This window comes from Idiomarina seosinensis, from assembly GCF_003987275.1.
GTDB lineage: Bacteria > Pseudomonadota > Gammaproteobacteria > Enterobacterales > Alteromonadaceae > Idiomarina > Idiomarina seosinensis.
Map to the genome: position 1 here is coordinate 25,530 of NZ_PIQF01000003.1, position 24,554 is coordinate 50,083.

Below are 24,554 nucleotides of genomic sequence, written 5' to 3' on the forward strand. Positions count from 1 at the left end.
AAGGGTAGAGGTAATCAAGTAGTATGGCTCTGCCAATCGATCAGATTATTGACCAAGTTGTTGGGCAGTTTCCTGCTGCCCGGCTTGTGATTCAGGCTCCGCCAGGGGCCGGAAAATCCACTCGGTTGCCGCTGGCGCTGTTGCAAACCAGCGGCACTATTGTAATGTTGCAACCCCGCCGACTGGCAGCAGTTAATATCGCACACTACTTAGCTGAACAGCTTAATGAACCGGTGGGCCAAACCATCGGCTATATGATTCGTGGCGAGCAAAAGAAGAGTGCCGCAACTCGGTTAATGATTATCACCGAGGGAGTTTTGGTGCGTTGGCTGCAAAATGATCCTGAATTAGCGGGTATCAGCACGGTTGTATTTGACGAGTTCCATGAACGTAACTTATATAGCGACCTAAGCTTGGCATTATTACTGGAAAGCTTAGCGCTACGTCCTGATTTATCGCTACTGATCATGTCTGCTACGCTGCCGGCTGAACCCATTCAGCAATGGTTGCAGCAACATTTAGAGGAACCGGTTAATATTCTTAAAACTGAGGGGCGTCAGTTTCCGCTCTCGGTTCATTACCGGCCTTGTGGTCGTCAGCTGTGGCTGCAGTCGCTGACAGATGTTGTGGTTGAAGCTTGTCAGCAAAGCGAGCAGGGCGTGCTGGTATTTGTTCCGGGCATTCGGGAAATTAACTATCTGGTGAATGCTCTGGCGGAGCGTCTACAGTATCCGGTTCTCTCGTTGCATGGCCGCTTAAGCCTGGTTGAACAACGGCAAGCATTGGCGGCGGAGCCGTTGCGGCGAGTAATCGTCGCTACCAATGTAGCAGAAACCTCATTGACCATAGATGGCGTAGACTGTGTTGTCGACAGTGGTCGCGAGCGTACGAGTCGCTATCGCCCACACTATTCGGCCAGCCAATTACAGACCCGCTATATTTCTCTTGCCTCTGCTGAGCAACGAGCCGGCCGGGCTGCCAGGCAGAAGCCGGGAAGCGTCTATCGACTTTGGAGTAAAGCCGATGAACATGGCTTTAACGAGTATGCTGCGGCAGATATAGAGACACAAGATCTTACGCAAGTAGTGGCTGAAGTGAGCTTGTGGGGCAGTAGGGTTGAGCAACTGAACTGGTTGACTGCGCCTTCGACCGCAAATAGTGCTCATGCGTTAGCTGTCTTACAGCGGCTTCAGGTTTTAAATAAAGACTATCAACTAACAGATATCGGCCGTAAGGTCATTGCCCTTGGGGCGGACGTTCGCCTCGCCTGTGTTGCGGTAGCGAGCCAACACAAAAGTGAAGCGCTACGAGCAGCAGTTGCCAGAGCCCTGGCGACTCTCGAAGAGCCCTCGAAAAAGCATCAGCAAGTAGACTTTATACAGGCCGTTAATGAGCACTTTAAGTATCAGCGAAGCTTGCACCGCTGGCAGCAACGTTATCGTTTCTGGTCGCAGCAACTTGCTGTAGGTGCCGCTACTGACGCTAATAATGAGAAGCTAGCTCAGCAGCTCTTGTATGGCTTTTCTGACCGTATTGGACAGTTTGTTGACGAGCAAACGGTTCAGTTAATATCCGGTGCTCGATTGTATAAAACGGAGTTCAAAGCTGACACTGAGTGGGTGTTAGCACTTAATATCCGATTAGCCGACTCGGCCGAGTTTAACCGTGTGGGGAACCTGCTTCCGCTGGCTTTGGGCAAACTACTTGAACATCCTGCAGTCATTGTTAGCAAAGAACAACGAGTGGATATTAGCCGGCCTGGTAAAGCCCAAACGGTAAGCGAGACGCGCATTGGAAGACTGCTGGTTGGTAGTCAACCATCGTCTGAGCCGCCAACCCGTCAACAAATTCACAAAGCGCTGCAGCAATGGCTTAGAGTTAATGGCTTGTCGGCCCTAAACTGGTCGTCAGACGCGGTTAACTATTGGCAGCGACTGTACTACTTTTTTTATCACCAGTCTTTACATACTGGTGAGCTTAGTCAACTAGCGCCAACCGAAGAGAACCTGCTTGATCAGCTGTCAGAATGGGCGGAACCGTATTGGACTGAGATTAGTTCGCTGAATCAGCTGAAGCGTTGGAATCCGCTACCAGCCCTTAAGCAACTGCTCGACTACTCTCAGCAACAGCTATTCGAACAATGTTGTCCTAAAGTCTGGCAAGCACCAAGTGGTCGAGAGGTTGTGATAATGTATCCGGCGTTAAAAGAAACTGAGCAGGGCATTAAGGCGCGGGCAGAAGTAAAATTGCAGGAAGCTTTTGGTGAACCGGCATCGCCTGTGTTAATGAAGGGGCAACAGCGGTTAACGCTCGATTTACTGTCGCCGGCCGGACGCCTGTTGCAGCGCACCGAAGATTTAGCCAGCTTTTGGGAGAATGCGTATCCCCAAGTGAGAAAAGAAATGCGTGGGCGCTACCCCAAGCACCCATGGCCTGAACAACCGCAGAGCGCAGAGGCGACTCGCAAAACTAATCGGCAGTTACGATGAAAAATAAACCCTGGTTACGATACCTATTAGTAACAGCTTTAAAACTCGCCGTGGTGGTTAGTACCGCATTAGTATTTTATTTGATGTATTTAGACGCAAGCTTGTCCCGGGTTTTCGCGTCCGAGAGGTATCAGGCACCCGCGTTAGTTTATGCTTCCGAGACCAGTATATATCCAGGTAAAAGGCTGACTAAGCAGCAGTTGATACGGCAACTTGAGCGATTAAGTTATCAGCGTAGCACTAATACGGAAGAGACCGGTTATTACTCTCATGCCGGGAGCACTTTAATGGTACACCGGCGGCCTTTTGAGTTCGCTGATGGGCCGCAAATGTCACGCCGCGTCGAAATACGTTTTGATGGTAACACGGTGCAATCTATTAGAGACTGGTCGAGTAGTGCAGCCTTACGAGAATTGCGGCTGGAGCCGCAGCTGGTAGGGCGTATTAATCCGTTGGATAACGAAGATCGACTGTTGATTGGGCTTGAACTGGTGCCTAATTTACTGATTGAGACACTACTTTTAGTTGAGGATCGAAACTTTTACCACCACTCCGGTGTTTCCCCATGGTCGGTAATGCGGGCGCTCGTAGCTAATATTAAAGCGGGGCGAACGGTTCAGGGGGGATCAACGCTGACCCAACAGCTGGTAAAAAATCTCTACTTAACTCGCGAGCAAACGCTGTGGCGTAAATTTCATGAAGCGATGATGGCACTGGTCATCGATTATAGGTTTGATAAGAATACTATTTTAGAGACTTACCTGAATGAGGTTTATTTTGGTCAGGATGGACGCCATGCAATTCATGGTATCGGACTGGCTAGCCAGTACTATTTTGGCCGTCAGGTACAAGAGCTTACAGCTTCACAAGTGGCGTTATTAATCGCTATGGTTAAGGGACCATCGTATTATGACCCACGGCGTTACCCTGAACGCGCGAAAAGCCGTCGAGATACTATTTTACGGCTGATGTACGAGAATGACTTACTGGCTAAGTCAAACTATATAGCCGCCGTAGAAACACCATTAGTGGTAAGAGAAAGTCGCAGGTTAGTCGAAGAGGGTTATCCGCACTATATCGACAGAATACGCCGTGAACTGGGTAAAATTGTACTGCCGCCAGATTGGCATGAAGTCGGCTTAAAAATATATACCGCCATGGATGTTGAATTGCAATCGACGGCACAAAAAGCATTAGCCGCGGGTGTTCCGGGTAAAGACATGGAAGGAATACAGGGCGCAATGGTCATCAGTGATTATCGTCAGGGAGGCATCCGTGCGCTAGTGGGATCAACGGTGCCAAGTGCGCTGGGCTTTAACCGCGCGTTAATGGCTTTGCGCCCTATCGGCTCGCTGATTAAACCCGTTATTTACGCGTCTGCGATGACTGTTTCCGATAAAATGCACCTAGGCAGTCGGGTGGTTGACGAACCTGTATCGCTGGAAGATGAACATGGCAAACCCTGGCAACCCGAAAATTATGATAAGGAATATTTGGGGGAAATGCTGATATATGAAGCTTTGGTGAAGTCGCGGAATATACCAGCAGTGCGCATTGGCCTTCGGGTTGGAACTAAAACCTTGGTTAATTATTTGAAAGCCATGGGTGTCACTACCCCTATCAATAGCTATCCGTCGTTAACTTTAGGAGCGGTTGAGTTATCGCCACTAGCGGTAAATCGTATTTTTGCCACTATTGCCAATGATGGCAAATATCAGCCATTGCGTGCCATTACCAGTATTACCACACATAGCGGTGAAACTGTCTATAAAGCGTCAGACACCAAGCCTGAACCGGTGTATTCCACGGCAGTTAGCTATATGACCCGATATGGCATGGCCGGTGTTGTTTCGCAAGGCACAGCCAGTGCTTTGCAAGATGTTCTGGATGGTGCCACGGTTGCTGCGAAAACAGGAACAACGAACGATTATAAAGACAGTTGGTTTGTCAGTGTTGATGGTGACAACGTAGTGACAACATGGCTAGGTCGGGACGACAATCAACCGACCGGCTTTACCGGGAGTAGCGGCGCGTTGCAGGTGACCCGCGAGGTATACCGGCAGGCACCACCGAGACCTATGTCGTTGCGACCCGTTGATGGGGTAACTCTACAGAGTTTCCATCGTTTAAAAGGGGTTAGAATTCCTGCGGATTGCCAGCAAGCGGTTAGCTTACCGGCACCTCCTCTGTCGCTCGAAGACGACATTAACTGTAATGCCGAAATCGAGCAGAAGAGCTGGTTAGAGCGTTTATTTGGCGGCTAATTTGGCAAATGCGGTTTTGGCCGCAGCCAAGGTATCTTTAATGTCTTGCTCGGTGTGAGCCGCAGACATAAAACCACCCTCAAAGGCGGATGGCGCTAAATAAACACCTTGTTCCAGCATGGAATGGTAAAAGCTACGGAAGTGCTCCATATTACATTGGGTTGCCTGTTGGTAAGTGGTTACTTCCTTGTCGGTTGTAAAAAAGAAACCAAACATAGAGCCCGCGCGATTGGTGGTTAACGGAACACCTGCTTCATCGGCAAGTTGTTGTAGCCCGTCCAGCAACTGATCAACCCGCGCATAAAGTTGTTCATATAACCCCGGCTTAGATAACTGAGTTAAAGCAGCCAATCCGGCGGACATGGCAACCGGGTTTCCAGATAAAGTTCCGGCCTGATAGACAGGTCCATTCGGCGCTATATAATCCATTACTTCCGTTTTACCACCAAAGGCACCTACCGGCATCCCACCGCCAATGACTTTACCCAATGTGGTTAAATCAGGGATCACTCCGTAACGTTCCTGAGCACCACCTGGCGCCGCTCGGAAGCCACTCATTACTTCGTCAAAAATTAATACAGAACCGTAGTTGTCGCAGATATCTCGTAGACCTTCTAAAAAGCCGGGAACCGGCGGAATACAGTTCATGTTTCCAGCCACTGGCTCAACAATGATACAGGCAATTTGATCGCCGACTTCTTCGAATATCTGCTTAACAGAGTCGATGTTATTATAATCAACGGTTAACGTATGCTTGGCAAAATCTTCTGGAATACCGGGCGAGTTGGGAACGCCAAGTGTCAGTGCACCAGAGCCGGCCTTAACCAGTAACGCATCGGCATGGCCGTGGTAGTTACCTTCAAACTTAAGTATTTTGTCCCGGCCGGTATAGCCTCGTGCCAGGCGGATAGCGGTCATCGTTGCTTCAGTGCCAGAGTTGACCATACGTACTTTTTCGATAGACGGTACGATATCTTTGATTTTTTCAGCCATGGTTATTTCGACTTCGGTAGGGGTACCAAAGCTTAAACCACGCTGAGCAGCCTCAATAGTTGCTTCCAGCACCTGCGAGTTGTTGTGGCCTAGTATCATAGGTCCCCACGAGCCGACATAGTCGATGTAACGTTTACCGTCAGCATCGAACATGTATGCACCTTCAGCACGCTCAAAGAAAATTGGACTACCACCCACACCGTTGAAAGCGCGCACCGGAGAATTAACACCTCCGGGAATACTCAGTTGGGCTTTTTTAAACAGTTCTTCAGAACGACTCATACTAAGACTTCCTTAAAAATTTAAATTTATAACCGGCTTTTCTCACTGTACCAGTTAACAGGACATTCATATTGGTCTACTTGATCGACAACACCCAATGTTAAAGCAAATAGTGCCATCCGAATTAGCACGCCGTTGTCGGCTTGCCTGAAAATAGCCAGATTCGGATTTTGATTCAAATCATTATCAAGCTCGTTGGCTTCGGACCGGGAGTCTCGAGGTAACGGGTGCATAATGACCGTGTTGGGTTTGTAATGCTTCGTGTAAATCTCTTGGTTTAAGCGGAATTTACCGCGATATTGATCGGCGTCTTCGGGGGACGCAAATCGTTCTTGCTGAATACGAGTTTGGTAAACAATATCAGCGGCAACAATGCCATCTACCTTCTCGGTGACTTGATATTGATGACCTGCTTTATCCAATGTGTCTAAAACGCTGCTCGGCATGGCGAGTTCGCGTGGCGAAATTAAGGTAAATCGGACATTGTTGTACATCGACAGTAATTTAGATAATGAATGTACAGTACGTCCAAACTTAAGGTCTCCGATCATGCAAATATGCATATTATCGATGCCCTGACCATGATAAGCCAATTCCTTTTGAATCGTGTACAAGTCTAATAGGGCTTGAGTGGGGTGTTCATTGGCGCCGTCGCCGCCGTTAATAACCGGTACCCGGCTGCCTTCAGAAAACTCACTTACGGAACCCGCTTTTGGATGGCGCATGGCAATGACATCGCTGTAACTACTAAGAACCCGTGCCGTATCATAAAGCGACTCGCCTTTCGCAATGGCTGAACTTTCCATGCCGGTGGTTTCGCGCACCTCACCGCCTAATAAATTAAAGGCAGTGCCAAAGCTAACCCGGGTACGGGTTGATGGCTCAAAAAATAAATTGCCAAGGATCGCCCCTTCTAACACTTTGGTGCGCTTTTTTCGACGAGCGTATGGCTGCATTTTGTCGGCCACAGTGAAAATATAGTCGATGCTATCGCGGTCGAATTGGTTAACGGAGAGAATATTTGAACCGGTGAAATTCATGGTGTTGTGCGCCTTTTGTCGCCGAAAGTCACTGGACCAACACTATAGCAAATTTCACCGTCAAAAAGAATCTAGTATGGCTTGACCACCGCTAAAATAACTACGGCTAACAGAATGAGTACTGGCAGTTCATTAAATACCCGGTAAAAGCGGTGACTGCGCTTATTGCGGTTGTGTTTAAAGTCGCTAAGTAGTTTAAAACAGTAGCCATGATAAAGATAAAGTATCGTAACCAGTAATAATTTAGTGTGCATCCAGCCGCTGGCTGCTAGCCAGGCGCTGCCATAAGAGACCATCAGAATAACACCAAAAATAAGAGTTAAAATGGCAAAGGGTGTCACGAAATACAGTAGCTTTCGTTCCATCACTTTAAACTGTTGATCGACTGCCGAATGGTTGTTCATTGCATGGTAGACGAACAGTCTCGGCAAATAAAAAATACCGGCAAACCACGCGACCATAAAGAAAATGTGTAGTGCTTTAACCCATATTAACCCACTCATCGGTACTCTCTTATTAACCGGTTATTAGGACAGCTCTCGCTGCAATGCTTTTCGAACCACTTCCCAGGTGACCACACCGCAGGGTTCACTCTGACCATGATCATAAATATAGACAGCACCGCGCCTGGCGCCACTTAATTCATCCCAGACCTCAGCTAATGTGGAAGTCACCTTGAGTCCGGTAATAGGCATATAGTTAAGCGACGGACTGTCGCCAGCGCCGATATCATAAGTAACTAAACGGTAACTGGCCCGATTATCGTCGTCGATGTCCATAACCACAACAGTTTGGTTGGCCGAATTTTCTAGTACGTCCAGCAACTCGTTTTGAGTAGGCTCTATCAGCAGCTTAAAGTCGGACTCCATGACGTGTTCAACCCCGGTCTTTTGTAACGCAATGGCGACCGGTGGAATTTGATAGGGCAAATCTTGTAAATCTAACTGCGAAATGAATATCGACTTGGAATTGAATAATTGCGACGAAATTAGGTAAGCTGGCACAATCACTAACATTGCCGGAATAATAATTTCGACGCTTCGGGACAATTCGACAATGGCTAATAACGCAGCCATTGGTGCATGAATGGAGGCTGCCAGAATACCGGCCATACCGAGAAGGATGAAGGTATCGTATTGTAACAATTGATCAAGTTGCAATGAGTTCACGATGCTGGTGAATAGCGCCGCAACCACTGCACCAATACCGAATACGGCACCGATGAGTCCTCCCGGGATCCCCATCCCCAGCGCCACTGCGCTGGCAATTAATTTGGCGAACAACAAGGTAAATAATATCGATAATTCATTTTGATGTTGTAAAACCTGCTGGATAGCAGTGAGTCCGGGGCCTAAGCTAGTGGGTATAATAATTGCCAAAAAGGCGGTGATTAAGCCGGCAAACAGCAAGCGAGTAATTAGCCCCATGTCCTTTACTGTTTCCATCACATCCAGCATTAATCGCTTAAAAATAACGCCACTAAAGCCAAGCACAATACCTAAGGCGACCACCCAGCCAAGCTGAATATTCGGTACCTCAGATGCTTGTAACATCGCGAGCTCCGATGCCGGACCAAAAATTTGCTCGGTAATCAACGAGCCAGCCACGGCTGCCAGCATTACCGGAATAAAAATATGCACTTTATACTCGCGCAACACCACTTCCATCACCAGCACCATAGCAGCAATAGGAGTATTAAAAGAGGCAGCGATGGCGGCAGCTATGCCGCATGCGGCTAGTGTCCGGATGGCATTTTTGGGAGTATCGACGTGGTAACCAACCCAAGTGCTGGCGGCAGCGCCCAGGTGCACTGCGGGACCTTCTCGGCCAACACTAAACCCGGCAACCAGGGCAATAATACCGCCAAAAAATTGATTAACGGTGCTACGCCATGGCAGCATGCCATAATGTTGTTTCATGCGATGAACAACGTACGGGATGCCCATACGAACTCGGCGTGAGCGCGATAAGCTAAACAGCAGAAAAATAACGACAACGGCTCCTATCGGGAGCGCAAATCGAGTAAAAGTCGGCAAAGGCTGTTGCCAATGGGTGAAGTTCCCGACAACATAGGCGCCTTGCTCAATCGCAAAACGAAATACGACAATCACTAACGCCGCCGCAATACCGCCAAGCACGCCCAATAAGCAAATAGCGATGGTCGTGGTCGGTGCAGCGAGCTGTTTACGCAAACTCTTTTTAAGTGCCTGAGCCTGGGGCATTTAAGTCATCCTAAAGTCAGCGGTAGTGTCGTATTATTGGTAATTAGAGTTTAACATAACAGTCTCGGACGATATTGGGAACAAACTGATTTACATGAAAAAATTCCTGCAGTTAGGTTATTGGAAAGAACGCTTTGGGCGGTTGCCTGTGGTGCTGTTAATAACAGTATTTTGCGCAGCCGTTATTTACCTAGCCTATTACGGCGGGGTGTGGCATGCGGCCCACTTAAAAACTCAGGTTAGCGAGCAGCAACAGCAGCTGCAGCAGCTTTATCAACAGCTGGAGCGGATGGAATACCAACGTAATGTATTGCAGGTTGAGCTGGATATAGAAAAATCATCTAACCAAGGGCTGCAGCAACAACTCGGACTTCTTCAGGAAGAAAACTATAGTCTGCGAGAGAATGTTGCCTTTTACCAAAAAATTATGGCTCCGGAGCTGCAACAGGGAGGCGTGATCATTGAGTCACTGGCGTTATCAGCTAATCAAGCCGAGCGGCACTTTCATTTCTCGCTGGCATTATTGCAGGTAGAACAGCGGCGCAGCTTAGTCGAGGGAGAAATTGCTATCCAGTTGGTTGGTCGTAAAGATGGTAAAGAGAAACGTTACGACTTATTGGAATTAGCGAATATCAAGCAAGTCGATCATAATTTTGCGATGCGCTATTTCACCCTATACGAAGGCGACTTTTTTCTGCCCGAAGGTGTTGTTCCCGAGCGTATTGACGTAACTGCCACTCTGACAAGAGGCGCAAAAGGGCAGTTGGAGAGAAGTTTCTTTTGGCAAGATAGTCTTCGTGCTGAAGGCAATACTTGACCAAAATACTCAACTAAGAGAAAATTGGACTTTGTAGTACTAAACATTAAAAAAGGCGATTGTTGATGACGACTTCTGTCGAACAAGCTATGCCCATCGAATTTACCGAGCAAGCGGCAAAGCAAGTAAAAAAGTTAATTGCCGAAGAAGAAAACCCTGAGCTAAAACTGCGGGTGTTTGTTACTGGCGGTGGTTGCTCTGGATTTCAGTATGGCTTCACGTTTGACGAAAAAGCGAATACGGGTGATATGCAAATTGAGAAAGAAGGGGTGATGTTGGTTGTTGACCCCATGAGTTTGCAATACCTGGTTGGCGGCGTGGTCAATTATGAAGAGGGATTACAGGGTTCACGCTTTTTTGTGGAAAACCCCAATGCGACGACTACCTGTGGTTGTGGCTCTAGCTTCTCTATTTAATCCAACTGATACTGATTTAACGCTCTAAATCATATAGAATGCCCCTTTAAATTAAAGGCTGACGGGGGTTCTATGAGCTTATACCAAAAACACCTACAAACTGTTACACAACGTTTTGATAAAGCGCTGGCTGATACTGGATTTGAGTCAGCGTTAATTTATGCGGGACAGCCGCGTGTCGCATTTCTTGATGATAACCCTGCGCCTTATAAAGTAAATCCTTTGTTTAAATACTGGGTGCCGGTATTAGAAAGTCCAAAAAGTGCGGTGTTTTACCGTAAGGGCTCAGGTAAGCCAACAGTTTATCTATTTCAAGCGCGTGACTTCTGGCATTCACAAGCAAACATTCCCGAGCAAGACTGGCAGCAGCATGTTGAGCTGAAAGTGATTGATGATCTAGCCCAGCTAACCGATGATTTGGGCGATCAGCTTGCTGCAACTGCGTTTATTGGTGAGGACTTTGCTCAGCCGGTAAGCGATTGGAATGTTAAAGCTCGTAACCCCCAGCAGTTGATCGATCATTTGCACTTTCATCGCGCGATCAAAACCGAATGGGAAGTTGAAAACCTTAGACAGGCAAATCGATTAGCCGCAAAAGCGCATGTCGCCGCTAAAAAGGCGTTTTTTGAGAACAAAAGCGAACTTGAAATTTATAGCGATTACTTAAAGGCCATCGATTTTCGCGAGACGCAAGTGCCTTATAACAGTATCGTGGCGTTAAATGAGCATTCGGCGATCTTACATTATGATGTTTATGACACTCAGCCGCCAAAACAAAGCCGCTCATTCCTAATTGACGCGGGAGCGCTTTATCAAGGCTACTGTGCCGATATTACTCGCAGCTATGCCAAGCAATCTGGTTTTTATGCGGACCTGGTCGAAGCTATGGACATAGCTCAGCAAGAGTTACTGACTGAGATAAAACCCGGTGTTAACTATTATGATTTGCATGTATCAATGCATCTAAAAGTAGCGCGTATTTTGGAGCAGTTCGGGTTTATCAATATTGACGCCCAAAGCGCTTATGAAAAAGGCATCACAAGTGCTTTCATGCCACATGGACTGGGTCACTTTATTGGGCTGCAAGTGCACGATGTTGGTGGTTTTCTGCAAGACGATAAAGGCAACAGCTACCCGCGGAGTGAGCGTCACCCGTTCTTACGACTATTGCGGGATATAGAAGTGGGTCAGGTGTTTACAATTGAACCTGGACTTTATGTTGTCGATCAGTTACTCGAGGACTTCGAGGGCAGTAAAGACATTAACTGGGCTAAAGTGGACGAGTTGCGTCCTTATGGTGGTGTGCGTATAGAGGACAGCATTGTGGTCGGTGAAGCAGGCAACAATGAAAACTTGACCCGAGACGCATTTAAAGAGCTTGGTGCAGAATAATAGCGCTAACCGGCTAATACTTTAGTTCCCAATATAACCGGACAACGAGCCCCAGTTACGGCAGGCAAGTTGCCCGGTTTTTTATTTTCATAGCACCACCCTAACCAGGCAAAAGCCATGGCTTCGATGAGTTGCGGATCTAACCTATAATGCGCTGTTGTGGTGAGAGGAATGGCTGGCCATTGGCGTTGTAGTGCCGCCATTAACGTTGCATTGTGAACTCCGCCACCACAGGCAATCACCTCGGTTGGGCTGTGTGGTAAAAATCGTAGGGCCCGACTAATACTGACCGCTGTCAGCTCTACTAAGGTCGCAAGAACGTTTTCAGGGCTATCGGCTGGGGTAATTGCTGCTTCCAGCCAATCTAAGTTAAACAGCTCTCTGCCGGTACTCTTTGGTGGCTTAGAATCAAAGTAGGGAGCTTTCAGTAATCTTTGTAATAGCTGATGATTTACTGTTCCCGAGGCAGCTAACGCACCGTTATGATCATAACCATTGGCGTCAAAGTGGCGACGATACCAAGCGTCAAGCAAAGTATTGGCGGGCCCGGTATCAAAGCCAATGACTTCGTCTTCGCGATCTGCGATCCAGGTTATATTAGCAATCCCGCCTAAATTTAAAATGACCTTGCCAGCTCCGGCTATTTGTCGAAAGCTATGATAATGAAAGGCGGGCACCAGCGGTGCACCTTCACCGCCTGCTAATATATCCTTTTGCCTGAAGTCACTGATCACACTTATTCCAGTTTCCGTTGCTATCTGCGTAGCGTTAATAAGCTGTAGGGAAAATGGCGCGTATTGATTTGCCTGACTGGGTGGATAGTGCCACAACGTTTGGCCATGACAGCCAATTGCCTGAACAGCGGCAGGTTGTATCTGGTGCTGCTGTATGAGCTGATTAACAGTGTCGGATACCAACGCCGAGTAGTCGGCTTCTAGTTGCTTATATTCTAATAAAGGTACCGCTTCGGTTGTCATCGCCGCTTGCAATCGTTGCTTCAGCGATAATGGGATAACTTGAGTAAGTGAGCCCTGACAGCTGACTTGGCCCGAGCTGGAAATGTCACATAGAACAGCGTCGATGGCATCGACGCTGGTGCCTGACATGACTCCAATAAAGCATTGCGTCATTAGCGCATCGCGAGGAATATGCGTTTATTGTCGTTGAGAACCGCTACCAGTTGATCGGCGTGCTGGCGAAAAGCTGGTAGTTGTGATTCTGATAATGACTTAGCTTTTGGTAATTCGACAGTACGTGGATTGCGATGTCGGCCATTCACTAAAAACTCGTAGTGTAAGTGAGCGCCAGTAACTCGGCCAGTGGCACCAACTCGGCCTATGAGCTGGCCTTGCTTAACCCGTTCGCCGGTGCGGACATGTTTGCGACTTAAGTGGAGATATTTAGTCACGTAAGTCTCACCGTGTTGAATAAAGATATAATTGCCATTTAGCGAGCTGTAACCTGCTTCTACTACTTTACCATCGCCTGCAGACATTACAGGAGTACCTGTGGAGGCTGCATAATCGGTGCCATTGTGAGGGCGTACTCGACCCGTTACAGGGTGTAAACGGTTAGGATTAAAGTTAGAGCTTACGTAGGTAAATTTAACCGGCGAGCGTAAAAATGTTTTCCGCATCGCACGGCCATTCGGCGTGTAGTAACTGCCATTGTCATGCAAGATGGCCTGAAACTTATCGCCCCGATTAACGAATTCAGCCGCCAGGATTTTGCCGTAGCCAACGAATTCACCGTCGACATATTCTGTCTCGTATAAAACGCTAAATTCATCGCCTTTACGAAGGTCTAACGCAAAGTCGATGTCCCAACCAAAAATATCCGCGATGCGCATGATTTGATTGTCAGTGATGCCGGCATTAATTCCAGCATTCCAAAAACTTGAATCAATGACTGCATGGGTAAATTCAGTGCGAGTCTCAACGTCGCGTTTTTCGATTTCGGCGACAAAAGAGTCGTTTTGGCGAGTAATAATCAGTGTCTCAATGTCGTTAACTTCATGAACAAGCTGCACCAACTCGCCTTTGCCGTCGGTTGCAAGACGAAGAATGTCGCCCGGGTGAACCTTTTTTAGCAACTGTGCCTCGGAGCCTGACTCTGTCACGCGGTAAAGCTGTTGCGCGGTAAACCCTAACTTGTCGAATATGCGAGCCAGATTGTCACCGGGTTTAATCTTGTAACTTTGCCAATTAAAGTTGTTTTCGGCTTGTTCTTGCGACGCTGAGTCAGACTTTACAGCTAGCTCCAGCTGGTAGCGTTTGCCCGGCATCAGTTGTTCTGGAGATTGTGAGTTTTTAGAGGCAGTCGCAGGCTCTGAAGGTATTATCAGCAATAAGCACAACGTTGCACTGATCGCACTAATCAGTACACGGTGAGAGTGAGGCAGTTGACTGAGCAACTGCTTAAATCGAGTAACAACTTTTGACGTCATAGTTAGCGCACTTTTACTCTTATTATTAATTAATGGTAATGGGCTCTTTTTTGTTATTTTTTTATTGAGCATTTCCATGATTATTTTGAGGATAATACGAAAAAAATGAGAATACCAGTTTTCAGGTGCTTAAAACTACCGGTTTTATCGCGTAAACTAGATCTTTACACTCATTTTTACACACGCGCAGGAGAATCACTGAATGACAACTCAGATTAATGAGGCGCTGGCTGAAATAACCCGTGGCGCCGATGAAGTACTGATTGAGAGTGAGTTAGCGGATAAGCTAGCGCAGGGAAAACCGTTGGTTATCAAGGCTGGTTTTGACCCTACAGCTCCCGATCTTCATCTGGGGCATACAGTGTTGATCAATAAATTAAGAATTTTTCAGGATTATGGTCATAAAGTCGTGTTTCTGATCGGCGACTTTACCGGAATGATTGGCGACCCGACGGGTAAAAACGTTACTCGCAAGCCTCTCACCGAAAAAGAGGTGTTGGCCAATGCCGAGACCTATAAAGAGCAGGTATTTAAAATTCTTGATCCAGAAAAAACTGAAATTCGCTTTAACTCCGAGTGGATGAACCAGTTTGGTGCGGCAGACATGATTAAACTGGCGGCACGCCAGACGGTCGCTCGTATGCTGGAAAGAGATGATTTCAAAAAACGCTATAAAGCCAATCAGTCAATTGCAATCCACGAATTTTTGTACCCGCTTGTTCAGGGTTGGGACTCTGTTGAGTTAAAAGCCGACGTTGAGCTTGGGGGCACTGACCAGCGTTTTAATTTGCTGATGGGTAGAGAGCTACAGAAAGAAGAGGGACAGCGCCCACAGACCGTAATAATGGTTCCGCTTTTGGAAGGACTGGACGGTGTTCAGAAAATGTCCAAGTCATTAAATAATTATATCGGTATTACTGAGCCGGCGAGTGATATGTTCGGCAAAGTCATGTCCATTTCTGATGAACTGATGTGGCGTTACTTCGAATTGTTAAGCTTTCGGCCAATTGCAGAAATTGAGCAATTTAAGCAGCAGGTCGCGGAGGGTACCAACCCGCGTGATATTAAAGTGCTATTAGCCAAAGAAATTATTACGCGCTTTCATAATAAAGAAGCGGCCGAGCAAGCAGAGCATGACTTTGTTCAACGGTTCCAAAAAAATGCGATGCCGGATGAAATGCCGGAGTTTGAATTTAGTGTCGATGCCGAAGGTATCGCCATCGCAAATCTGTTAAAACAAGCAGAGTTGGTTAAATCGACCTCTGACGCTATACGCATGATTAAACAGTCTGCGGTTAAACGCGACGGTGATAAGCTGAGCGACCCGAAAATGATGTGTACTGCTGAAGACTCAGGCGTTTATCAGGTCGGTAAGCGGCGATTTGCCCGCATTACCTTAAAGTAACTTAGCGGTTTATAAATAAAAAAAGAGAGCGCACTGCGCTCTCTTTTTTTTGTGCGGGACTGTTTCTACACGGTAAAGCTTTTAATAGAGTCCTGTAGTTCGTCCGCTAGCTTAGCAACTTCATTCGATGCTTGAGCTGTTTGTTTAGAGCCTGACGCGGTTTGCTCAGCAATCGAAACTATGGCTTCTAGTCGCTCGCTGATGTCATGTGCCGTGCGGCTTTGTTCCTGAGCTGCTGTGGCGATATGATTACTGCTATCAGCTGCTTGATGCACCGAGTCAGTGATCGACTGCAGAGCAGTTGCTGCTTCGTCGGTTTGTTTAACGCTTTTCTCGGCTTGTTGACGGCCTCTGTCCATAACGTGCACTGCGCGCTCAGAATCCGACTGCAAGCTTTCGATCATTTGTTGAATTTCTTCTGTCGACTCTTGTGTTCGACTTGCCAGGGTCCGAACTTCGTCAGCAACAACAGCAAAACCACGGCCCTGTTCACCTGCCCGTGCCGCTTCAATCGCAGCGTTTAAAGCCAGCAAGTTGGTTTGGTCAGCGATACCGCGGATAACATCCAGAATACCACCGATATTTTTACTGTTTTCAGACAGCTGGTTAATAACCTCAGAGGCGCTCTGAATTTCGCGGGCAAGACCGTCAATAGTGCTGCGGTTCTCTTCTGAAATGCTGCGCACGCGTTTCGCTTCGTCGTCCGAGTGCTGTATTTCTCCCAGCGCTTTTTCAGCGCCTTGTGCCATTTCGCTGGCAGTACTGTTCATTTCCTGAGTTGCGGTAGCCACTTGTTCAATCTGATTGCGCTGTTCTTCGATGGCATTGGTTGTTTCGTCAGAGACACTGGAGCTCTGTTCTGCCGCGGTAGCAAGCTGTGTTGCGCGATTAGCGATACCCTCAACCAGGTTGCGCAGATTTTCGGTTAACTTATTGGTATTGCCAGCTAAGGTGCCAAACTCATCGTCTGACTGATAGGTAACCCGCTCGGTTAGATTGCCGTCAGCCATTATGTTCAGCATATGGTTAACTTTACCTAGCGGAACACTGATACTGCGCACGGTATACCATGAAATAAATACCGCAAGAGCAATTGAAATAAGCGTAATAATGCCATTAATCCAGCTGGAGCTACTGATGGTCGATTCAACGCTGTTACGAGTTTCATCGGCAATGTTGCGGACACCTTTTTGCAGTTCACTGGTCAGGCTTAACAGTCCCTGAAGCTCTTGCTCAGAGGTGTTTAAGGTAGTTCTTGCGTCGATACGTGTTTGTTTTTGTTGAACCACATTGTCGGGATAGGAGCCTGAACCCTGTAACTGCTCAATAGCATTACGAGTCATATTGATAGCGTCGCTGACATAGCCTTCAGCCTCGCCAGTGGCAATTTCATCCAGTGTTAATAAACGCGGCTTTAACGCATCAATATTGATGTCTATTTCGCTTTGTATCACCTTTGCGGTATCAATATCGTCAGCGTTACTCAGGTCATACATCAGGGTAATTAATGACGCCAAGGACTTTTCAATGGTTCCGGCTACCTCAGCAACTTCCGTAGAGCTAGTCATATCTGATGCATCCAACAACAGTATTGAGGCATCGTCGATATTGAACGCTAACTCGTCCAGTTGCGAAGACGCTGTTTTACCAAGCTCTAAATATCGTGTTTGTTGGGAGAAAAGCTGTTCAATCAGAGCAACGTATTGCTCGGCATCTTCATCGAGACGGCCAATTAAATTACCGTAGCCTTCACCTTCAATAAGCCCCCGCAAACTCGTTAAAGATTGTTGGAAATCAGTGCGGGTTTCATCAAAGTCTTGCATGTGCGCATTAACGCCATCCAGCTCGGTCGTGTAAAACACTTCAGTCTTCAGTGCGCCTAGCTGTAACACATCTACCTGCACACTCGATACGCTCTCCAGAGCAGGAACTGCTTTAGCATTCAGTCGATCGACAGAAGAGCCAATGCTATTAACATTAAACAGTGAACTTAAACTAATAACTAATAACAGCAAAGTAATGACAGCAAAGCCGCCTATAACTCGCATGGCTACTGTTAATTTCATGATAAACCCCTCAGTACAGCATTAGCTCTATCGGTTAACCGCAGACTGTTGATAACACACATTTTTCTCAACATCCCATAACGTCATATGATTGCCCCAGACGCAGCCGGTGTCTAAACCAACGGCGTCTGGATTATTTGTTTCACCCATCAACGCAGCCCAGTGCCCGAAAGCTACTCGCGTGGGCTGCTGATAAAATTCAAACCATGGCCGCAAGTGTTTATCGGCCTGCTGCTCAGGATGCGCTTTTTCGGAAAAGTTCAGTTCTCCCGATGTATGACAAAAGCGCATTCGCGTAAACGCATTAACTATAAATCGGTATCGGTCGAAACCCGTAAGACTTGAGCTCCAATTGTCAGGTTTATTACCAAACATTTGTTCAATAAATATAGCAAAATCCTCTGCTTGAAGGGTATGCTCTAACTCAACCGCTGCGCTTTTAGCCTGATCTAATGACCACCAGGGGTATAGTCCAGCATGACAAATCGCCAAGTTATGCTGTGCTTCTGTGTGTAGCAGGGGCTGCTGTCGCAGCCAGTCTATCCAGTCTAGTCTGCGCCTGGACTGTAAAATGCCATCCAGTTTATCTTTTGGGTTGGCTTCGCGAACGCCGAGTAATATTCCTAGCAGATTAAGATCATGGTTACCAAGTACCGTACGAACTGCATGCTGCGGACTGTTTTCGAAAAACTCCAGGGCTTCTAGTGAGTCGGGACCACGAGCGACAACGTCTCCCACACACCAAAGTGTATCGTAGCGGTAACTAAACCCTACTTTATCGAGCAACAGCATCAACTCGCGATAACAGCCCTGGATATCACCGACAACGTAAAGGCTCATAATCAGTGAATAATATTAGGAATAGCAAGTCTAAATGACGGAATCTCGACTTTAAAATCCTGTCCATCATCGGTAATCATCACGTAATGCCCCTGCATAGTACCAATAGGTGTGGCAATCACGGTACCGCTGGTGTAACTAAAAGAGTCATTAGCGGCAATCATTGGTTTCTGTCCGACGACACCTTCACCCGCTACACGGGTGACCTTATTCTCAGCGTCTACGATACGCCATTCTCTGCTCAACAACTGCACTACTGTGCTGGAGTGGTTGAACACGGTTATCGTGTAGGAGAAGACATATTGGTTATTATCCGGGCTCGACTGGGCGGCGAGGTACTGGGTCTTAACCTGAATCTCAATAGTTTTGTCAGTCATCAGCGCTATTTCCTGTCTGTTAGCCAATCTGAGATACGACAATAATCTGCCACAGACAGTGTTTCAGGTCGAGCTCCGGGGTCAATATCAAGCTGCTCAAGCTGCTGTTCGTCGACCAAGCCTTTCAAATTATTCCGAATAGTCTTGCGGCGCTGATTAAAGGCTTTTAGGCATAGTGCATGCAGCTGTGCCCGGTCTTTAACCGGTGTTGGGTTCTCGGTGTAGGGTTCTAGCCGGACCACCGATGACTCTACTTTAGGCGGCGGATTAAATGCTCCTGCAGGCACTGACAACACCGGAGTAACTCGGCAGGCTTGCTGTACTGAAACGCTGATACGCCCGTAAGTTTTAGATCCAGGCCCCGCGGCCAAACGGTCGACGACCTCCTTTTGCAACATAAAGTGCATATCCTGGATGGCTGAAGTGTATTCCAGTAAATGGAATATTAAAGGCGTCGAGATGTTATAGGGGAGATTACCAAAAACCCTTAGTGGTTTATCGGAGTCTCTGAACTGGCGAAAATCAATCTCCATGGCATCACCACGAATAACTTCAAGCTGATGCTGTAAGAACGGATGTGACTCAAGCCTGTCGGCTAGATCACGGTCAATTTCTATGACTCTTAAGAACTGGCAACGCTCAGCAACCGGCTCTGTTAATGCAGCAAGCCCAGGGCCGATTTCGACCAAGTTTTGTTGGGGCTGCGGGTTGATAACATCAACAATCTGTTCAATGATATTTTGGTCGTGTAAAAAGTTCTGACCAAATCTTTTTCTGGCGCGATGGCCGAGGTGAGTTTTACTCATTCTGAGATGCTCTTACCATGTCGATAGCTGTTTGTATGGCGAGTTGGCAGCTGCCGGAATTAATGTTGCCGGTGGCGGCCATATCTAATGCCGTACCATGATCTACTGAGGTACGTATAAAAGGAAGACCCAGTGTTATATTCACTGCATTGCCAAACCCTTTATATTTTAATACGGGTAGCCCCTGGTCATGATACATGGCGACAACTGCGGCTGCGGTATCAAGATATTTAGGTTGAAAAAGTGTGTCAGCGGGGAGAGGACCGTGCAGATTCAGCCCCTTATTGCGCAATTCATTAAGTACTGGTTCGATAACCTCAATTTCCTCTCGGCCTAAATATCCGTTTTCTCCGGCATGGGGATTCAGCCCGCAAACTAGAATTTTTGGATTAACCTCACCAAATTTATACACTAAATCGTTGTGCAAAATAGTTAAAATTTTGGTCAGCCGGTCGGGAGTTATGGCTTTATTAACATAAGCTAGCGGAATGTGAGTGGTCACTAAGGCGACGCGTAAACCTTCGGTCGCTAGCATCATTACCACATCGTTTTTATTCGCTAAATTTGCAAAAAATTCGGTATGACCTGAAAACGCTATGCCCGCATCGTTGATGATGCCTTTATGCACGGGACCGGTCACAATTGCATCAAACTCTCCACTTAAATTACCTTCTGAGGCCCGGGTTAAGGTATCCACCACATAGGGACCATTTTCGACATTTAATACGCCAGCTGTCGCGGTTTTGGCTAATGGGATATGTTCTACCAGTAGCACTCCCTTAGGGGTCGGCGAGGTTGGGCGTTGACCGTTGTATGGTCTCAGTTCAACGGTTAGCGCTAGTTGCTCAGCGCGCTGTCGAAGTAAATTAATGTCAGCACAGACGACAATCGCAGCAGACCAATGCTGCTGCGACATCATAATTGCGAGATCCGGGCCAATACCCGCCGGCTCGCCCGGAGTAAAGGCTAGAACCGGTAACATTAGCTTACCACCTTAATTTTCAACCTTACGAATAAAGGCACGATCGCGAATCTCTTGCTGCCAGGTATTAAGTTCTTCGCGATACTTTCTGGAAAACAGCATTTGATACGCTTTCTCTTTCTTATTCTCTTCGGTTGCATCCATCGTGCGGCGATCAGTTACCTCAACAACATGCCAACCGAACTGCGACTTGAACGGTTCACTGATAACGCCTTGCTCAAGAGTTTGCACTTTTTGTTTAAACTGTTCCGCATAACTGCCCGGGCGAGACCAGCCAAGTTCGCCGCCACGTGAGGCAGAGCCTGGATCAGCCGAGTGCTCTTGTGCTAGTTCGGCAAACGTTTTTTCTCCGGAAAGTACTTGTTCACGGAACTTGTTAAGCATTTCCTGAGCTCGTTTATCAGACAAGATCACTGACGGTTTAATCAGTATATGACGAGCTTTTACTTCTTCCACTTCTACCTTTTCTTCCCCGCGCTTGTCAGCGACTTGCAAAATGTGGAAGCCGACACCGCTGCGGATGGGCCCAACAATCTCGCCAACTTCTTTACCTTTAACAACGTCAGCAAATAGCGTAGGCATGGTGTTTTCGGTCATCCATCCAAGGTCACCACCGTCTAACGCATTACTGCCAGAGGATGAGCGGATGGCGAGCTTGGCAAAGTCGTTACCTTCTTCCAAAATTTCAAGAATTGTGTTGGCACGTTGTTTGGCTTTTTCGCGGTCATCCTGTGTGTCGTCCGATGAACTGGCGACCAGAATCTGTCTTAACCGATACTCCGTTTGCGTTTCATCGTTTTCGTCGATCAGCGCAACCAAGTTGTTAATTTCTTGCGGCGTCACGCTGACACGACGCTGCACTGCCGCACGCTCGACCTGTGAGGTAATAATTTGAGTTTTTATCTGTTCTCTAAAAGTGGCCCATGAAATACCTGAGTCGCGCACATCTTGGCGCATTTGCTCAACGGTCATGTTGCGTTCAGATGCCATTTCCTGCAATGCTTGCTCAAGTTGTGACTCACCCACTTCAACGCCCATCCTGTCAGCAAGTTGTAACTGCAACTCCTGTAAAATAAGGCGCTCGGTCACCTGAGTTTCAAGCACCGAGTCAGACGGCGCATTTGAACTATTAAAGTCATTGCCATTCTTTATCTGTTGAATCATCTGGTCAATTTGACTTTGTAAAATGACGCCTTCATCTACAATTACCGCTACACGGTCTAGCGTCTGCTGAGCGTTTGCGATAGATGCGGTAAAGCCAGAAGCCACCAGCAGAGTTACCACAAAGAAGAGGGTCGAAATATGTTTCATTATACCTACCACTAGTTACTTAAATAAAAAGGTCGGCGATAGCCGTAGATACTACTTTCAAGCATCTCGATTAAACTGCCGCTGTCGGCGGAAAGTCCGCTGATGATAAACTGTAAACTGACACCATTGTCAAATTCAGTCGGGTTTGAATTATTTTGTATGGCAAAGTTATTTGCTGTCTCGAAGTTGCGATTAATCCGGCGGTAGGCACTTACCCGTACCGCCCAGCAACAATTGCTGTATTGCATCCCAAGCACAGCATCATTAACACGGTCATGGCTTAAGTCATAATAAACATTGGCTGCTACTTGCCATTGTTTGTTGAGTTCCCAAACCGCTTGGGTACCTACTTGCTCAATATCTGTGTTCAATATATTGGTTGCTTTGCGATGATTAAACTGCACCAGTTTTCTATCGCTTTGCCGGTACTCTAACGCGCTCTGACTCTTACGAGTCCTGTTTAGTTCCGTGTCGTACTGCACCGAACTGCGCAAACTCCATTGCGGCGATAACGCCCAGTTGATGTCGGCAACCCATTCCGAGTTACTGGATGTTATTTGTGCGCGGTCATTCAGGCGCTCACTAAGCAACGTGGTGCGGCTCTCGTCAAAGTAATAAATTTGACCAACACTGATACGCAATAGTTCGCGCTCTTTTTCATCAAAAATACTGCTGCTGGCACCATAAGTAATTTGGTTAGCTTCGGCAATACGATCCAGCCCAGAAAAACGTTGTGGACGGAATAAACCATTATAATCGTCCTGCATCAAGGTGGTGTCGTATATACCGATTGACTGCTGGTTCTCATAGGGAACATAAAGATACTGGACTTGTGGTTCCAGTGTCTGCCGGAATGAGTCGCCGCTGGCCTGGTAAAAGCGCTCCAGATGAAGTCGGCCCCTAAGACGGGCGCGCGGCAACGCGCGTGTTACCTCGTCGGCAAATTGACTATTTTCATTTTGCTGAAGGTAGTGCGTGAGTAGATAAGTGATTTCAGCTTCAGCGTCATAGGCTGGTTGCTCGAACGAGTAACTTAGTGACGGTGCTGTATGTGCACGAGTGGCATAATTACTGGACCGAGCTTGATCTTGAAAATAAGTTAACTCATTACTCCAGTTAAGTTTAAAGCCTTGGGCCGGCTCAGTCTCGTAATTAAGGCTTAGCTGCGGAAGTGTGCGGTACGGACTGCGATATTGACCCAATAATTCATAATCTTCGCTTCGTAACTGAAAGTGCCAACCGGATGATAAGTAATCAATTTGCGCCACCCGGTAGAGATGAGTATCGGCGCGACCAGCAAAATCACTGCCAAAATCATTTAGGTAGTTGTCGTCACTAATTTGCGTAGCGTCAATAAAGGCACTCCAGTTTTGGTTAAACTGGGTGGCGTGATTAATGTGCCAAAGATAACGGTCAGCACGATCTTCTCTCGCTCGATCATTGGGCAAATACTCGATATTCACCTGCCCCGCATGTTCAGGAAATAAGTAACGATATTCGGTTTTCAACATGGTTCCGCGTTCACTGGTATAAACCGGAGCAATGGTGGCGTCCATATTCGGCGCGATATTAAAATAGTAAGGAGTCTCTAGTTCAATGCCATTATTGGACGAAGAGTCGATGGTTGGATATAAAAAACCAGTTTTTTTGCTGTCGTTCACCGGAAATGTAAAGTAAGGCAGATAAAATACAGGCACATCGAATAACCTAAGCTTTGCGTCCCAGGCTTTACCGTAATCGCTGGTTTCATTTATCTCGATCCGCTCGGCGGTTAGTTGCCAGGCTGGGTTAGGTGTCGGGCATGTGGTAAAACTAGAATCTAGTAAGCTGACATGTTCACTAGACACTTGCAATAAGCCTGCTGTGCCACGCGCATTGGTGCTTGCCATCTGATAGTTTGTTTGCCGAAGCTCAGCAATTTCGCTATTACCATCAAAATAAAATGAATCGCCCGTAACGTTGATAAAACCGTCGGTGAATCGAACACCATTTTTCGCCTCTATGGTTTGTTCTGTCTGATCAACAGTGGCAGACTCTGTCATCAGCCATTGTGAATTACGCTGAATAACAACATCACCAAAAAAGTTAGCGCGTTGATCATTAAAGATCTCAGCCTGCTGTGAACGAACAGCAACTTCGTCCTGAGCCAGCGATTGTTCAAACTCAGGATAGCTAAAGTCGGTTGCGTTGGCTGCAGCAGGTTGGCAAACCCGATTCGTGTCTATCTCTGCCGTTTGCACAGCGTGCGCCGGCAGGGCAATGAAGGCTAGCCCTAACAGAGACTTAACGGTTGTTTTGTAGCGAACAGGCAATGGCGAATCCGTTAAATTTTATAATGTTTTAAAGATTGTTTAGCGCGAGTGCTATGATATAGCAATTTTCTTGATTTCGCTATTTGATACACTG

General features: G+C 47.1%; 19 protein-coding genes. 6 read left to right on the top strand and 13 right to left on the bottom strand.

The window, feature by feature from the left end:
* Positions 1 to 23: 23 nt before the first annotated feature.
* Together hrpB and mrcB are read left to right on the top strand one after the other, a co-directional pair.
* Positions 24 to 2,489, top strand: a complete 2,466-nt coding sequence (gene hrpB / locus CWI81_RS09300; RefSeq protein WP_126785052.1) for an ATP-dependent helicase HrpB — start codon at positions 24 to 26, stop codon at positions 2,487 to 2,489.
* Positions 2,486 to 4,753: a penicillin-binding protein 1B gene (gene mrcB / locus CWI81_RS09305; protein WP_126785053.1), complete on the top strand. Its 2,268-nt coding sequence runs from the start codon at positions 2,486 to 2,488 to the stop codon at positions 4,751 to 4,753. The genes hrpB and mrcB overlap by 4 nt, the downstream gene beginning before the upstream one ends.
* Here the strand turns inward: mrcB and hemL are convergent.
* The 4 genes from hemL to CWI81_RS09325 all read right to left on the bottom strand — a co-directional run bounded on the left by hemL (position 4,739) and on the right by CWI81_RS09325 (position 9,290).
* Complete coding sequence (hemL, locus tag CWI81_RS09310; protein WP_126785054.1) at positions 4,739 to 6,028, bottom strand: glutamate-1-semialdehyde 2,1-aminomutase; 1,290 nt, start codon at positions 6,026 to 6,028, stop codon at positions 4,739 to 4,741. The two genes, mrcB and hemL, sit on opposite strands and share 15 nt — an antisense overlap.
* 26 nt (positions 6,029 to 6,054) lie before the next feature.
* Positions 6,055 to 7,068, bottom strand: a complete 1,014-nt coding sequence (locus tag CWI81_RS09315; protein WP_126785055.1) for an aspartate carbamoyltransferase — start codon at positions 7,066 to 7,068, stop codon at positions 6,055 to 6,057.
* Between the two features lie 71 nt (positions 7,069 to 7,139).
* Positions 7,140 to 7,571 carry a protoporphyrinogen oxidase HemJ gene (hemJ, locus tag CWI81_RS09320; protein ID WP_126785056.1) on the bottom strand — a complete coding sequence of 144 codons (432 nt, stop codon included), beginning with the start codon at positions 7,569 to 7,571 and terminating at the stop codon, positions 7,140 to 7,142.
* A 24-nt stretch (positions 7,572 to 7,595) separates the two neighbouring features.
* Positions 7,596 to 9,290: a chloride channel protein gene (locus CWI81_RS09325; RefSeq protein WP_126785057.1), complete on the bottom strand. Its 1,695-nt coding sequence runs from the start codon at positions 9,288 to 9,290 to the stop codon at positions 7,596 to 7,598.
* Between the two features lie 94 nt (positions 9,291 to 9,384).
* Between CWI81_RS09325 and CWI81_RS09330 the strand changes: the two genes are divergently transcribed.
* The 3 genes from CWI81_RS09330 to pepQ all read left to right on the top strand — a co-directional run bounded on the left by CWI81_RS09330 (position 9,385) and on the right by pepQ (position 11,915).
* Entirely contained in the window at positions 9,385 to 10,107 is a 723-nt protein-coding gene (locus tag CWI81_RS09330) for a DUF6776 family protein (protein ID WP_126785058.1), read from the top strand.
* Between the two features lie 65 nt (positions 10,108 to 10,172).
* Positions 10,173 to 10,523, top strand: coding sequence for an iron-sulfur cluster insertion protein ErpA (erpA, locus tag CWI81_RS09335; protein WP_126785059.1), 351 nt, complete (start codon positions 10,173 to 10,175; stop codon positions 10,521 to 10,523).
* Positions 10,524 to 10,595: 72 nt separating this feature from the next.
* Positions 10,596 to 11,915 carry a Xaa-Pro dipeptidase gene (pepQ, locus tag CWI81_RS09340; protein ID WP_126785060.1) on the top strand — a complete coding sequence of 440 codons (1,320 nt, stop codon included), beginning with the start codon at positions 10,596 to 10,598 and terminating at the stop codon, positions 11,913 to 11,915.
* A gap of 5 nt (positions 11,916 to 11,920) precedes the next feature.
* Here the strand turns inward: pepQ and CWI81_RS09345 are convergent, their stop codons facing one another.
* Together CWI81_RS09345 and CWI81_RS09350 are read right to left on the bottom strand one after the other, a co-directional pair.
* Complete coding sequence (locus CWI81_RS09345) at positions 11,921 to 13,045, bottom strand: anhydro-N-acetylmuramic acid kinase (protein ID WP_126785061.1); 1,125 nt, start codon at positions 13,043 to 13,045, stop codon at positions 11,921 to 11,923.
* The gene (locus CWI81_RS09350; RefSeq protein WP_126785062.1) at positions 13,045 to 14,361 is read right to left on the bottom strand and encodes an OapA family protein; all 1,317 of its coding nucleotides are present in this window, start codon (positions 14,359 to 14,361) and stop codon (positions 13,045 to 13,047) included. The genes CWI81_RS09345 and CWI81_RS09350 overlap by 1 nt, the downstream gene beginning before the upstream one ends.
* A gap of 202 nt (positions 14,362 to 14,563) precedes the next feature.
* Between CWI81_RS09350 and tyrS the strand changes: the two genes are divergently transcribed.
* Positions 14,564 to 15,766, top strand: coding sequence for a tyrosine--tRNA ligase (gene tyrS, locus CWI81_RS09355; RefSeq protein ID WP_126785063.1), 1,203 nt, complete (start codon positions 14,564 to 14,566; stop codon positions 15,764 to 15,766).
* A gap of 65 nt (positions 15,767 to 15,831) precedes the next feature.
* Here tyrS and CWI81_RS09360 read toward each other — a convergent pair whose 3' ends face one another.
* From CWI81_RS09360 to CWI81_RS09390, 7 genes are read right to left on the bottom strand one after another with little or no spacing between them, the layout of a single operon-like run.
* Positions 15,832 to 17,832, bottom strand: a complete 2,001-nt coding sequence (locus tag CWI81_RS09360) for a methyl-accepting chemotaxis protein (protein WP_126785064.1) — start codon at positions 17,830 to 17,832, stop codon at positions 15,832 to 15,834.
* Between the two features lie 27 nt (positions 17,833 to 17,859).
* On the bottom strand, positions 17,860 to 18,672 hold the full coding sequence (locus CWI81_RS09365) for a symmetrical bis(5'-nucleosyl)-tetraphosphatase (protein ID WP_126785065.1): 813 nt from the start codon (positions 18,670 to 18,672) through the stop codon (positions 17,860 to 17,862).
* Between the two features lie 2 nt (positions 18,673 to 18,674).
* Positions 18,675 to 19,049 carry a Co2+/Mg2+ efflux protein ApaG gene (gene apaG / locus CWI81_RS09370; protein WP_126785066.1) on the bottom strand — a complete coding sequence of 125 codons (375 nt, stop codon included), beginning with the start codon at positions 19,047 to 19,049 and terminating at the stop codon, positions 18,675 to 18,677.
* A 5-nt stretch (positions 19,050 to 19,054) separates the two neighbouring features.
* On the bottom strand, positions 19,055 to 19,855 hold the full coding sequence (rsmA, locus tag CWI81_RS09375; RefSeq protein WP_126785067.1) for a 16S rRNA (adenine(1518)-N(6)/adenine(1519)-N(6))-dimethyltransferase RsmA: 801 nt from the start codon (positions 19,853 to 19,855) through the stop codon (positions 19,055 to 19,057).
* Complete coding sequence (gene pdxA, locus CWI81_RS09380; protein ID WP_126785068.1) at positions 19,848 to 20,837, bottom strand: 4-hydroxythreonine-4-phosphate dehydrogenase PdxA; 990 nt, start codon at positions 20,835 to 20,837, stop codon at positions 19,848 to 19,850. Before pdxA ends, rsmA begins: the two co-directional genes overlap by 8 nt.
* Positions 20,838 to 20,849: 12 nt before the next feature.
* Positions 20,850 to 22,148 carry a peptidylprolyl isomerase SurA gene (surA, locus tag CWI81_RS09385; RefSeq protein ID WP_126785069.1) on the bottom strand — a complete coding sequence of 433 codons (1,299 nt, stop codon included), beginning with the start codon at positions 22,146 to 22,148 and terminating at the stop codon, positions 20,850 to 20,852.
* An 11-nt stretch (positions 22,149 to 22,159) separates the two neighbouring features.
* On the bottom strand, positions 22,160 to 24,460 hold the full coding sequence (locus CWI81_RS09390; protein ID WP_338067608.1) for an LPS-assembly protein LptD: 2,301 nt from the start codon (positions 24,458 to 24,460) through the stop codon (positions 22,160 to 22,162).
* Positions 24,461 to 24,554 lie beyond the last annotated feature (94 nt).

Coding starts and splice junctions, on each gene's coding strand:
- hrpB (WP_126785052.1), top strand. CDS start 24: ATGGCTCTGCCAATCGATCAGATTATTGACCAAGTTGTTGGGCAGTTT.
- mrcB (WP_126785053.1), top strand. CDS start 2,486: ATGAAAAATAAACCCTGGTTACGATACCTATTAGTAACAGCTTTAAAA.
- hemL (WP_126785054.1), bottom strand. CDS start 6,028: ATGAGTCGTTCTGAAGAACTGTTTAAAAAAGCCCAACTGAGTATTCCC.
- CWI81_RS09315 (WP_126785055.1), bottom strand. CDS start 7,068: ATGAATTTCACCGGTTCAAATATTCTCTCCGTTAACCAATTCGACCGC.
- hemJ (WP_126785056.1), bottom strand. CDS start 7,571: ATGAGTGGGTTAATATGGGTTAAAGCACTACACATTTTCTTTATGGTC.
- CWI81_RS09325 (WP_126785057.1), bottom strand. CDS start 9,290: ATGCCCCAGGCTCAGGCACTTAAAAAGAGTTTGCGTAAACAGCTCGCT.
- CWI81_RS09330 (WP_126785058.1), top strand. CDS start 9,385: ATGAAAAAATTCCTGCAGTTAGGTTATTGGAAAGAACGCTTTGGGCGG.
- erpA (WP_126785059.1), top strand. CDS start 10,173: ATGACGACTTCTGTCGAACAAGCTATGCCCATCGAATTTACCGAGCAA.
- pepQ (WP_126785060.1), top strand. CDS start 10,596: ATGAGCTTATACCAAAAACACCTACAAACTGTTACACAACGTTTTGAT.
- CWI81_RS09345 (WP_126785061.1), bottom strand. CDS start 13,045: ATGACGCAATGCTTTATTGGAGTCATGTCAGGCACCAGCGTCGATGCC.
- CWI81_RS09350 (WP_126785062.1), bottom strand. CDS start 14,361: ATGACGTCAAAAGTTGTTACTCGATTTAAGCAGTTGCTCAGTCAACTG.
- tyrS (WP_126785063.1), top strand. CDS start 14,564: ATGACAACTCAGATTAATGAGGCGCTGGCTGAAATAACCCGTGGCGCC.
- CWI81_RS09360 (WP_126785064.1), bottom strand. CDS start 17,832: ATGAAATTAACAGTAGCCATGCGAGTTATAGGCGGCTTTGCTGTCATT.
- CWI81_RS09365 (WP_126785065.1), bottom strand. CDS start 18,672: ATGAGCCTTTACGTTGTCGGTGATATCCAGGGCTGTTATCGCGAGTTG.
- apaG (WP_126785066.1), bottom strand. CDS start 19,049: ATGACTGACAAAACTATTGAGATTCAGGTTAAGACCCAGTACCTCGCC.
- rsmA (WP_126785067.1), bottom strand. CDS start 19,855: ATGAGTAAAACTCACCTCGGCCATCGCGCCAGAAAAAGATTTGGTCAG.
- pdxA (WP_126785068.1), bottom strand. CDS start 20,837: ATGTTACCGGTTCTAGCCTTTACTCCGGGCGAGCCGGCGGGTATTGGC.
- surA (WP_126785069.1), bottom strand. CDS start 22,148: ATGAAACATATTTCGACCCTCTTCTTTGTGGTAACTCTGCTGGTGGCT.